Below are 10589 nucleotides of genomic sequence, written 5' to 3'. Positions count from 1 at the left end.
TCCGGGGCTTTTTGATTAATTGTTTAACTCGTCCCATTTTAACGGGACACTAATGTTTTGAGGTAATAAAATAATATTAAAATTTTTAGTTATGAAGAAATTAGTAATGAAAATCAGTATTGTTTTTGCTGGTATTGCTTTGGTGAGTCATGTAGCGTATTCTAATCAGGAAGGTCAGAATCCAGTTTCCAATTTAACATTGGAAAATATTGAGGCATTGGGCTCTGACGAAACGGATCCCTCGATGCCTAGTCAATATCCTGCGTATAAGGGTGAACTTAATAACAATGGTAATTTTACACGTTATAGATATTCGGACGGGACGTGTCATGCTAAATATATGATTAATCCCAAAAGAGATGGATATTGTAGAAATGAGTGAATTTTAATTGACTCGAGGACTATAGCTGACTGAATTGTGGTACATAGACAAGGTTGGTTATTACATAAAACATGTAGTCAGGCCGATGTCTATGTACCATGTTTTTTGTTTGTGTTAATGTTGAATGAGATGAAAACTAATTTATTTATTGTTTATTCTTTTATATATTTGTTGATGTATGCGTGCTCTCCTGTCAAACAAACTTATGAGGTTTGTTTTGTTGCGGATAATACGACAGATAGTGTGACGTGGGAACCGTTTCTGCCTGAAAGTGGAACATTGAATGTGTTCTATAATATTTGTGTGGACGATTCTTTTCTTTATTGCCTGGATTTTCATAACGATTCCATCTTGAAAGTATATTCTTTGGCATCCACTCCGTCAGTTGTAGGATATGCAATGCAGGGGCAGGGGCCGGATGACCTTATCTTTCCTCTGTTTACTTGTGAAATCGTTCAAGTTGGCGAATCGATAAAGATGGTAGATGTTAACGCTTGGCGTATGAAGGAGATTAAGACGGTACCGACGGTTTTAGGGAGAGTGTCGCTTCGTGGAACAGCTCTTCCTATTGTTCCCATGATGGAAGATTATGCTGAAACGGACTCTTGTATTTATGGAACGGATATTGATACTAAGAATGGAGCTTTCTTTATGTATGATAAAGTGGAGCGCAAAGTGACGAGTATCGGTTTTAATAAGGAAGTCGATGAATTGGTTCAGGGTTATTTCGAAGAATCGGTTCCGTTCTTGTTGTCTGGTCATTTATTGCTTCATCCGGAAGCTGGGCTTTGTCGGACGATGAAAAATTCTAATAGTTTGTTTTTCTATAATTTGCAAGGCGAACTACTGAAAGAAATTGTGATAGGAAAAGAACGGAAATGGCCAAAGGGTGACGGAAAGGAATGTCTTGATTTTTCCGATGAAGAAAAATATACATTGTCTGTTACAGGGACGGAAAAAGTGTTATGTGTTTTGTATCATGGATATCCTTTACAGGCTTCGGGACAATGTTCCAAAATTCTGATGTTTGACTGGGATGGAAATCTGGTTAGGATTGTACAGACTGACCGTGACGTGTCACGAATAGCGATTAGCCCGGATGGAAAATATTTATATGGGTTGGCAGAGACAGAAGAAGGAGGCACAGACGTGGTCCGTCTGAATATTTGATCAAGTCGTGTTATGAGGTGGAATATGTACGTCTGAAATCATACGACATGGCACCCCTGATGAAAGATAACGTGGGAAAATAAGGAAGCAAGGGTATTGCAGATTCTTTCCTCTTTCATTACTTGGCTTTGTTCTTATCCGAAACAAGGTATGTTTGGATGCATAAGATGCCATCTTGTGTAAGTTAATAAGGGATGTTATTTTGCTGAAGTAGCTGATGAGCCGCTTGACTTGGGTGGTTGGCGGAACAAAGTGAAGGGTTAAGCCCGACAAGGCTTCCGTTTGCCCAGCTTAAAGCATTGCTTTACCCCGTTTAAACGGTTGGTTTGTGCTGGGCAAACCTATAAGATAGTAGTTCTTCGTTTTTGCTCTCACGCCTTCACAGGTCTATAATTTTCTGTAAGAGAATTGAATACGGTGAAGGATGAGGTGAAGGCGTGAAAGATGTAAAAAGTGTCAAGTAAGAGCCTCACAGTCGGTGGATAGCTTGGTAAAGGAGGAAGCGGGTAACAAATTGAAGGCAGATGAGTGAAAGAACCCGTTGGAAAAGGGGCGTTTTTTGAAACAATCTCTTGCCTAATTTGGCAAATGGTTGTACCTTTATCCTCCAATTTGAAAGGAGTGCTTATGCAAGATTTTGTTCATCTACACGTACATACCCAGTATTCGTTGCTCGACGGGCAGGCCAGTGTCAGCCGTCTGGTAGACAAGGCTATGAAAGACGGTATGCGCGGTATCGCGGTGACCGACCACGGCAATATGTTCGGCATCAAGGAGTTCACCAACTACGTCAACAAGAAGAACGGCGGTCCGAAGGGAGAAATCAAGGACCTGAAGAAGAAGATGGCCGACATCGAAAGCGGCAAGGAGGAGTGCGAGGACAAGGAAGCCGCGCTGGCCGACTGTCGCGAGAAGATAGCCGCGGCGGAGGCACGCATCTTCAAGCCCATCATCGGCTGCGAGATGTATGTGGCACGCCGTACGATGGACAAGAAGGAGGGCAAGCCCGACCAGAGTGGTTACCACCTGGTGGTGCTGGCCAAGAACGAGAAGGGTTACCATAACCTCATCAAGCTCGTGTCGCGCGCCTGGACCAAAGGTTACTACATGCGTCCGCGTACCGACCGCAACGAGCTGGAGAAGTATCATGAAGGACTGATTGTCTGTTCCGCCTGTCTGGGTGGTGAAATTCCCAAGAAGATAACCAACGACCAGTACGATGAGGCTGAGGAAGCCATCCGCTGGTACAAGAACCTCTTTGGCGACGACTTCTATCTGGAGTTGCAGCGCCACAAGGCTACCGTGCCGCGGGCCAACCACGAGGCCTATCCCATGCAGCAGAAGGTGAATGCCAAGCTGCTGGAGTACAGCAAGAAGTTCGGCGTGAAGCTGATTTGTACGAACGATGTCCATTTCGTGGACGAAGAGAACGCCGAGGCCCACGACCGCCTCATCTGCCTCAGTACGGGCAAGGACCTCGACGACCCCACCCGCATGCTCTACACCAAGCAGGAGTGGATGAAGACCAAGGCCGAGATGAACGAAATCTTTGCTGATGTGCCCGAAGCCTTGTCCAACACATTGGAGATACTGGACAAGGTGGAATTCTACTCCATCGACCATGCGCCCATCATGCCTACCTTCGCCATTCCCGAGGAGTTCGGTACGGAGGAGGAATACCGTAAGAAATATACCGAACAGGACCTGTTCAACGAGTTCACCCGCAACGAGAACGGCGAAGTGGTGCTCGATGAAGAAGCCGCCAACGCCAAAATCAAGCGTCTGGGTGGCTACGAGAAGCTGTATCGTATCAAGCTGGAGGCCGACTACCTGGCCAAGCTGGCTTTCGACGGGGCCAAGCGCCTTTACGGCGATCCGCTGAGCGACGAAGTAAAGGAACGCCTCGTGTTCGAGCTCTACATCATGAAGACCATGGGTTTCCCCGGTTACTTCCTCATCGTGCAGGATTTTATCAATGCCGCCCGCACCCAGCTCGGCGTGTCTGTGGGGCCGGGACGTGGTTCAGCGGCCGGTTCGGCGGTAGCCTACTGCCTGGGTATCACGAAGATAGACCCCATCCAGTACGACCTGCTGTTCGAGCGTTTCCTGAACCCCGACCGTATCTCCCTCCCCGATATCGATGTGGACTTCGATGACGACGGCCGCGGCGAGGTACTCCGCTGGGTAACCGAGAAATACGGGCAGGAGAAGGTGGCGCACATCATCACTTACGGCACGATGGCTACCAAGTTAGCCATCAAGGATGTGGCACGTGTGCAGAAGTTGCCTTTGTCCGAGTCCGACCGCTTGTGCAAACTGATTCCCGACAAGATTCCCGACAAGAAACTGAACCTGCCCAATGCCATCGAATATGTACCCGAGCTGCAGGCGGCCGAAGCCTCGCCCGACCCGTTGGTGCGCGATACCATCAAATATGCCAAGATGCTCGAAGGCAACGTGCGTGGTACGGGTGTGCATGCCTGCGGTACCATCATTTGCCGTGACGACATTACCGACTGGGTGCCCGTCAGCACCGCTGACGACAAGGAAACGGGCGAGAAGATGCTCGTCACTCAGTACGAAGGTTCGGTCATCGAAGATACCGGCCTCATTAAGATGGACTTTCTGGGACTGAAGACCCTGTCTATTATAAAGGAAGCGGTGGAGAACGTTCGTCTGCACCGCGGTATCAACATTGATATCGACAAGATATCGATCAACGACCCTGCTACTTACAAACTCTATTGTGACGGCCGCACCATCGGAACCTTCCAGTTCGAGTCGGCCGGCATGCAGAAGTACCTGCGCGAACTTCAGCCCAGTACCTTCGAGGACCTCATCGCCATGAATGCCCTCTACCGTCCGGGGCCTATGGATTATATCCCTGACTTCATCGACCGTAAATGGGGACGCAAGCCCATTGAGTACGATATTCCCATCATGGAGAAGTACTTGAAGGATACGTATGGCATCACCGTCTATCAGGAGCAGGTGATGTTGCTTTCCCGTCTGCTGGCCGACTTTACCCGTGGTGAGTCCGATGCCCTCCGTAAGGCCATGGGTAAGAAACTGCGCGACAAGCTGGACCACATGAAGCCGAAGTTCATCTCCGGCGGTCAGAAGAACGGCCACGATCCCAAGGTATTGGAGAAAATCTGGGCCGACTGGGAGAAGTTTGCCTCCTACGCCTTCAACAAGTCGCATGCCACATGCTATTCGTGGGTGGCCTATCAGACGGCCTATCTGAAAGCCAACTATCCTGCCGAGTATATGGCGGCCGTCATGAGCCGAAGCCTCTCGGACATCACTACCATCACCAAGCTGATGGACGAATGCAAGTCGATGGGCATCAAGGTGCTGGGCCCTGATGTAAACGAGAGTAACCTGAAGTTTACCGTCAACCCCGAAGGTAACATCCGTTTCGGACTGGGTGCCGTGAAGGGAGTGGGCGAGGGCGCCGTGCAGAGTATTATGGAAGAACGTGAGAAAAACGGGCCTTATACCGGTATATTTGACTTCGTGCAGCGTGTCAACCTCAATGCCTGCAACAAGAAGAACCTCGAGTGTCTGGCTTTGGCAGGAGGGTTCGACAGCTTCCCCGAATTGCGCCGCGAGCAGTATTTCGCTCTCAATTCCAAGGGAGAAGTCTTTCTGGAGTCACTTGTGCGCTACGGTAACCGTTATCAGGCCGACAAGGCTGCGGCGGCCAATTCGCTCTTTGGTGGCGAGAATGTGGTGGATATCGCTACGCCCGAGATTCCCGATGCCGAACGGTGGAGCGACCTCGACCGTCTGAACAAGGAGCGCGATCTGGTAGGTATCTATCTTTCGGCCCATCCGCTGGACGAGTATGCCGTGGTGCTGGAGCATGTATGCAATACCCGCATGGCCGAACTCGAGAACAAGGAAGCGCTTGTGGGACGAGAAATCACGATGGGAGGTATTGTCACTGCCCTGCGCCGCGGTACCAGCAAGAACGGTAATCCGTATGGCATCGCCAAGATAGAAGATTACTCCGGTGCCGCCGAACTGCCTTTCTTCGGTAACGACTGGGTCACCTATCAGGGTTATCTGGGTGAACGTACCTTCCTTTATATAAAGGCGCGCTGCCAGCCCAAGCAGTGGAGGCAGAATGAGCTTGAGCTGAAGATTACGTCCATTGAGCTGCTGCCCGACGTCAAGGAGAAGCTCATCAGCAAGATTACCATCCTCATTCCGCTCACGGTGCTCAACACCGAGTTGGTGAACGAGCTGGTGGATCTCACCAAGGAGCATCCCGGCTCGACGGAACTTTACGTCAAGGTGTCTGACCCGGAAACGAAGATGACACTCGACATGGTGTCGCGTCCGGTGAAGCTTTCCGTGGGGCGCGAGGTGATTTCTTATTTAAAGGAACGTCCGGAGCTGGATTTCCGAATAAATTAGTAATCGTGCTGAATAAGATAGGATACGGTTCAGCATAACCAAATTGAAAATTACATTTTCATTTGTTTATGCTCTCACCTTTCACTATCTTTGCCCATGCAATCGGTTGGAAATAATGACCAGATAATAAATTAATAACAATCAATAATTTAAAAGCTTAAGACAATGGCATTGGAGATTACTGACAGCAATTATCAGGCAACGCTCGCAGAGGGAAAGCCTGTAGTGATAGATTTTTGGGCACCGTGGTGCGGACCTTGTAAGATGGTAGCCCCCATCATCGAGGAACTGGCAGCCGAATACGAAGGCAAGGTGCTCATCGGCAAGTGCGATGTGGACGAGAACGGTGACGTGGCTGCCGAATTCGGCATCCGCAACATCCCTACCGTGCTGTTCTTCAAGGACGGCAAGCTGGTGGACAAGCAGGTAGGCTCGGCTCCCAAATCGGCATACGCTGCCAAGATTGACGCTTTGTTATAATTATAGTCAGAAAGGCTGCAAATGTGGGCGCATCCCGTACAGGGGCGGTTACATTTGTGGCCTTTGTCACTTTTTTAATCATTCAACAACATGGGAACAATGGACGAATTCTTGCAGGATGACCTGGATGACGAGAAGACCATCGAGTTCATCAAAAACTATTTGCCGCAGGACTTGAAGGAGAAGTTCTCCGACGACGAACTGTATTACTTCCTCGACGTGATAGACGAGTACTACGTGGAGAGCGGCATCCTCGATGCACAGCCCGACAAGGACGGTTACATCGACATCGATCTGGAGAAGATTGTGGACTATATCATCAAGGAAGCCCGGAAGGACGAGATGGGTGAATACGACCCTGAAGACCTGCTCTTCGTCGTTCAGGGCGAAATGGAATATACCGACTCGCTGGGCGACGGCGAATAAACTGCCCGTTTTTTCCTTTATGCTCATGCCGTGCTTCGTTGCTTTCTGACGAAGCACGGCATGACGTTTTAAGGAAGTGCTTCGTCAGGTGGTCATGAAGCACTTCCTGAGAGGGTCATGAAGCACTTCGTCAGGGGGGGACAAAGCACTTCGTCGGAAGGCTGTCTCAGGCTTGTGGCGTGTTCAGCACGAAGAACACGGCCGTGGCTATCAGAATCACTCCCAGTACGCCGTAGAACAGGCGTGCCTGGCGGCGTCCCACGTTGCGCACGATGAACTGCGTGTTGCGGGCTGTGAAGAACCAGTCCCAGTCCAGCAGGGCCGCCAGCAGGCTGACGATGCCCGCTGCGGCAAAGATGCCTTGTATCAGATATTGACTGGCCATGGCGACGGTCAGGCTAATTCTTCCAGCGTCAGGCGACGCGCACCGTTCTCCACTTCTTCGATGGTCACTTTCACCGTGTTGCCCGGCAGCAGCTCTTCCACCAGCTCCGGCCACTCGATGAAGCACACGGCACCGCTGTAGAAATAATCTTCGTAGCCCATGTCATAAACTTCCTCGAGCTTCTTGATGCGGTAGAAGTCGAAGTGGTAGATGAGTTCTCCGGCCAGATCGGAACGGTATTCGTTGACGATGGCAAAGGTGGGCGACGTGATGACATCGCTCACGCCCAGCTCCTCGCAGACGGCTTTGATGAACGTGGTCTTTCCGGCACCCATCTTGCCGTAGAAGGCGAAGACGGTGTTGTCGCCCATGGCCTCGACAAACTGGCGGGCGGCTTCGTGAATCTGGTCTAATGATTGGATGTTGATTTCCATTGTATCTTGTTTTTATGAATGTATAGTCATTGCGGGTCGCGCTTCCTCAGGCGGACGATGTAGAGACTCTTCCCCGTCTTGCACAAGGCGTAGATGAGGATGGAGAAGAAGATGATGGACGCTCCCGACGGCACGTTCAGGTAGAACGACAGCAGCAGTCCGCCCAGGCAGCTGAGGTAGCCGATGCCGATGGACAGCCAGATGATGCGGTGGAAGCGGTGGGAAAAGAGGTTGGCCGTCATCTGCGGAATGGTGAGCAGCGAGATGACCAGCACGATGCCCACCATGCGCAGGCAGGCCACGATGGTCAGGGCGATGAACAGCATCAGGGCATATTCGAAAAACGCCACGGGCAGCCCTTGCGAACGGGCAAACTCGCGGTCGAAGGCGATGCTGACGATGGGCCGCAGGTAGAGGCCGAAGAACACGGCCAGGATGGCTGCCAGCACACCTAGCAGGGCGATGTCGCTCGCTGTAATCGTAAGGATGTTGCCGAAGAGGTAGGCCGAGAGGTCGGGCGCGAATCCGGGCGACAGGAAGGTGAACATGATGCCCAGCGCCATGCCCAGTGTCCAGAAGACCGCGATGGCCGAATCCTCGCGCATGTCCTTGCGCTTGCTGAGCCACTCCACTCCGAAGGCCGACAGCACGGCAAACACGGCAGCCGAGAGGATGGGCGGGATGCCTGTGTACAATCCCAGCCCGATGCCGCCGAACGAGGCATGCGTCAGTCCGCCGCTGATGAATACCAGCCGTCGTGTCACGATGTACGTGCCCACCAGTCCGCAGGCAATGCTTGCCAGCAGGCTGCCCAGCAGGGCGTGTTGGAAGAATGTATATTGTAACAGGTCCATGTTTTTAGCGGTGAACGGTTAGCGGTTAGTGGTTAGTGGTTAGCAGTTGGTATCGGCTTCTAACTTCTCTAACTCCTATAACTTCTTTAACTTCTTATTTTTTATGCGGATTGGCCCTCAGTTCCCCGACCACGAGGAACACTTCGTCCTTCAGGTTGTCCGGCAGGGCGATGCCGCGCAGTTGCAGGCTGCGTACCCATCCGGCCACGTCTTCGGCCTGCATGGTGTAGAACACGTCGCGGAACTCTTCTTCCTGCTCGGGCGTATAGGAGTCGCCGGGCGTGCCGATGTATTGGTCCAGTTCCTCGTCGTCGTAGTATTCTATCTTCTTGCTGACGGCAGCCAGCAGACTTTCCTTTTCGCACACCTCGTGCTGGCCGCAACACTCCGAATCCACTTCCACAACTTCGGGCATGGCTTCCAACTCGCCGCTTTCCACCTGCCGGCGCAGGCGGCGGTTGCGTATCACTCCGGCTACGGCGGCTACCACGGCCAGGACTATCAGACTAACAATCAGTATCCACATACCTTTATATATATAATAGCGTGGTGCAAAGATAGTGCAAACTGAGAGAAGCACAAAGTGAAAACAAAGTTTTCAAGCTTTTGGTTCCGAAGTGAAGCCTGTCTTATCGAAAGATACACAGAATTTGGGCACGACGATACAGGATGGGCTTAAAAAAGGCGGGACCTCACGGCTTATCAGCTTTCGGCCGATGTCGCAATGCCGAATCCGGCTGCCCGCAGGTCGTCCCAGTAGCGGGGGTAAGACTTGCTCACCACCTGCGGCTCGTTGATGCGGATGTCGGGGCATACGAGGCAGGCGGGGGCGAAAGCCATGGCCATGCGGTGGTCTTCGTAGGTGTCGATGGCGGGCTGTGGGTCGGCCGGGCAGCGTTCGCCGTCCCACCACAGGATGCTGTCCTGCTCGGCGTGCACGGCATAGCCCAGCTTCCGCAGCTCGGTGATGAGGGCACAGATGCGGTCGGTCTCCTTGATCTTGAGGCTTTGCAGGCCGGTGAAGCGGAAGGGGACGCCCATCAGGCAGCAGGTCACCACGAAGGTCTGTGCCAGGTCGGGGATGTCCACCAGGTCCTCGTCCAGACGCCCGGCAGGCTGGCCCTCCTTGCGGAGCTTTACGCCCTGTGGGGTGAACTCCGTCTGCACGCCCAGGCGGGCAAAGAGCTCGGCACCGCGGCTGTCACCCTGCGGGCTGTGGGCATGGAGTCCCAGCAGTTCCACTTCGGGGGCATCGGGCGAAAGGGCCGTCATCTGATACCAGTAGGAAGCGGCGCTCCAGTCGCTCTCCACGCGGAAGGGCGTGTCGCGGTAGCCGCCGGGCGCCACGGCGATGCTGCTTTCCGACGTCCATCCGGCCTGTGCGCCGAAGTCGTGCATCAGTTGCAGCGTCAGGTTGATGTAGGGGCGCGAGATGATGTCGCCCGTCAGCCGCAGCTTCAGTCCCGCGGGCAGTACGGCGCCTATCATCAGCAGGGCCGAGATGTATTGCGAACTCACGTTGCCCGCCAGCTCTATTTCGCTGCCCGTCAGCCGGGTACCGGTGATGCGCAGGGGCGGGAAACCTTCGTTGCCCGCATACGCGATGTGTGCGCCCAGTGTGCGCAGGGCGTCCACCAGGATGCGGATGGGTCGCTGCTGCATGCGTTCGGTGCCGGTGATGACGTGCGTGCCCGGCGTCACGCAGAGGTAGGCGGTGAGGAAACGCATGGCCGTGCCGGCGGCGTGGATGTCTATCACGTCGGGCATGTGGTCCAGGGCGCGTATCATGACCTGCGTGTCGTCACAGTCGCTCAGGTTTTCGGGTCGTGTGCTTCCTCCCGACAGGGCGTGGAGGATGAGCGCACGGTTGCTGATGCTCTTCGAGGCGGGCAGCTGCACGGAGGCGTGCAGCGAGGCGGGGGCGTTGAGTAGGTATTGCATGTTGTGGTTCTTGCTTTGGTTTGATGGATGCAAAAATAAGAAAAGTCGGAAGTTGCGGCAAATAAATCCGTGGCAATCTGCACAATTCGGGC

At 52.7% G+C, this 10589-nt stretch carries 10 protein-coding genes; 5 read left to right on the top strand and 5 right to left on the bottom strand.

Annotated features, from left to right (window positions below; all coding sequences use genetic code 11):
- Window positions 1-91 precede the first annotated feature (91 nt).
- The 5 genes from RDO88_RS03435 to RDO88_RS03415 all read left to right on the top strand — a co-directional run bounded on the left by RDO88_RS03435 (window position 92) and on the right by RDO88_RS03415 (window position 6883).
- A complete protein-coding gene (locus tag RDO88_RS03435) occupies window positions 92-382 on the top strand; it encodes an NVEALA domain-containing protein (RefSeq protein WP_307758026.1) in 291 nt (96 codons plus the stop codon).
- A 129-nt stretch (window positions 383-511) separates the two neighbouring features.
- A complete protein-coding gene (locus RDO88_RS03430; protein ID WP_307758025.1) occupies window positions 512-1552 on the top strand; it encodes a hypothetical protein in 1041 nt (346 codons plus the stop codon).
- A 627-nt stretch (window positions 1553-2179) separates the two neighbouring features.
- Window positions 2180-5977 carry a DNA polymerase III subunit alpha gene (gene dnaE, locus RDO88_RS03425; RefSeq protein ID WP_307758024.1) on the top strand — a complete coding sequence of 1266 codons (3798 nt, stop codon included), beginning with the start codon at window positions 2180-2182 and terminating at the stop codon, window positions 5975-5977.
- A 165-nt stretch (window positions 5978-6142) separates the two neighbouring features.
- Window positions 6143-6457 (top strand): thioredoxin, encoded by a 315-nt coding sequence (gene trxA, locus RDO88_RS03420; RefSeq protein ID WP_021847774.1) that lies wholly within the window; start codon window positions 6143-6145, stop codon window positions 6455-6457.
- 90 nt (window positions 6458-6547) lie between these two features.
- Complete coding sequence (locus tag RDO88_RS03415) at window positions 6548-6883, top strand: hypothetical protein (protein ID WP_307758023.1); 336 nt, start codon at window positions 6548-6550, stop codon at window positions 6881-6883.
- 166 nt (window positions 6884-7049) lie between these two features.
- Here the strand turns inward: RDO88_RS03415 and RDO88_RS03410 are convergent, their stop codons facing one another.
- The 5 genes from RDO88_RS03410 to RDO88_RS03390 form a co-directional block, all read right to left on the bottom strand.
- Window positions 7050-7268: an Imm17 family immunity protein gene (locus RDO88_RS03410; RefSeq protein ID WP_307758022.1), complete on the bottom strand. Its 219-nt coding sequence runs from the start codon at window positions 7266-7268 to the stop codon at window positions 7050-7052.
- Between the two features lie 8 nt (window positions 7269-7276).
- Window positions 7277-7702, bottom strand: coding sequence for a tRNA (adenosine(37)-N6)-threonylcarbamoyltransferase complex ATPase subunit type 1 TsaE (gene tsaE, locus RDO88_RS03405; protein WP_307758021.1), 426 nt, complete (start codon window positions 7700-7702; stop codon window positions 7277-7279).
- A gap of 26 nt (window positions 7703-7728) precedes the next feature.
- Window positions 7729-8556: an iron chelate uptake ABC transporter family permease subunit gene (locus tag RDO88_RS03400; RefSeq protein ID WP_307758020.1), complete on the bottom strand. Its 828-nt coding sequence runs from the start codon at window positions 8554-8556 to the stop codon at window positions 7729-7731.
- A 94-nt stretch (window positions 8557-8650) separates the two neighbouring features.
- Window positions 8651-9082, bottom strand: a complete 432-nt coding sequence (locus RDO88_RS03395) for a phospholipase (protein WP_307758019.1) — start codon at window positions 9080-9082, stop codon at window positions 8651-8653.
- Window positions 9083-9258: 176 nt separating this feature from the next.
- Window positions 9259-10497 carry a 3-phosphoshikimate 1-carboxyvinyltransferase gene (locus RDO88_RS03390; RefSeq protein ID WP_307758018.1) on the bottom strand — a complete coding sequence of 413 codons (1239 nt, stop codon included), beginning with the start codon at window positions 10495-10497 and terminating at the stop codon, window positions 9259-9261.
- Window positions 10498-10589: the final 92 nt, after the last annotated feature.

It is taken from the genome of uncultured Mediterranea sp. (assembly GCF_902493215.1).
In the GTDB taxonomy this organism is placed as follows: Bacteria; Bacteroidota; Bacteroidia; order Bacteroidales; family Bacteroidaceae; genus Bacteroides.
Note: the sequence above shows the minus strand (reverse complement) of the source record. Positions and strands in the feature narration are given on the sequence as shown.